Annotated in this window: 2 pseudogenes; both read right to left on the bottom strand. The window is 28.5% G+C overall.

Annotated elements, in window-relative coordinates:
• Positions 1-509: pseudogene (locus HMPREF0077_RS09975) on the bottom strand (single-stranded DNA-binding protein); the annotation flags it as partial.
• Between the two features lie 33 nt (positions 510-542).
• Positions 543-979: pseudogene (locus HMPREF0077_RS10820) on the bottom strand (hypothetical protein); the annotation flags it as partial.

Below are 979 nucleotides of genomic sequence, written 5' to 3'. Positions count from 1 at the left end.
AAGAAATCTATTGTATTTTTCATGCTTTCAAAATTTGTATTTTCCATGTTTGCTATTGTTTTAATATCACTTGCGTATCTAACAGAATCCCATTCATACTTTCCACTTTCTTTATTAAACTCCACTCCTGTGGCTAAAATAAATTGATTCCCGTCAAATAAGGTCGCTTGATTATCTTTCACATCCAGTACCATAGTGTCTCCAAATTCAGTTTCAATTACATTTCCCTTTTTTATATTCATTGCTATTCCTCCTTTTATTTTTTTATCCATCTCATCTGTGAAATCTTTTATTTCTTCTTCCTTCTCATCACTAATAATAAATTGTTTTATTTCTTCAACTGTTGGATCATCAATTGTAGTCTGAATAAATTCAACTAATTTATCTTCTGAAGTGGCAAAATTTTTAATTCCATATTCAACTATATTGTTAATTATTCTCTGAGTAGCACCATCAAAAGAAAAATTTTCTTGAATAAATTCATTAAATCTATCTCTATCAAATTCCATATTCTTTTTCCTCTAATAATATCATTTAAAGTTTTATCTGCCACATGGTTCACTATTATTTATTTCTTTTATATTATTATTTACTGCTAAATTCTCCCTATATCCCTTTAATTTATCCATAATAGATGTTTTTTCTTTCATTTCAAAATCTCCTATTTCCTGCACTTTACTATCTCTAAAATCAGCATCATTTCTATCTATTATTCCGTCTAAATCCATATCTTTAGATAATGGATCATAGAAGTTGCCATCATCATCTATCTCAAGTCCCATTACTTCTCTCAGTTTTTCTTCATTTACTGATACAAGCTCACTAAAATCCCAAAATCCAATAGATGTCTTTATCTGTACTAGCTCTTTTAAATCACTTGCATCTAAGGGATCATAGGTGTATTGAAAGCTGTCAATTAGGTTCTTATCTACATAGGTGTTCATCTTGTAATTTATCAAATCTAAACTGATTTGTATCT

The sequence above is a fragment of the Anaerococcus tetradius ATCC 35098 genome (assembly GCF_000159095.1).
Lineage (GTDB): Bacteria > Bacillota > Clostridia > Tissierellales > Peptoniphilaceae > Anaerococcus > Anaerococcus tetradius.
This window is presented reverse-complemented; position numbering and strand designations above follow the sequence as displayed.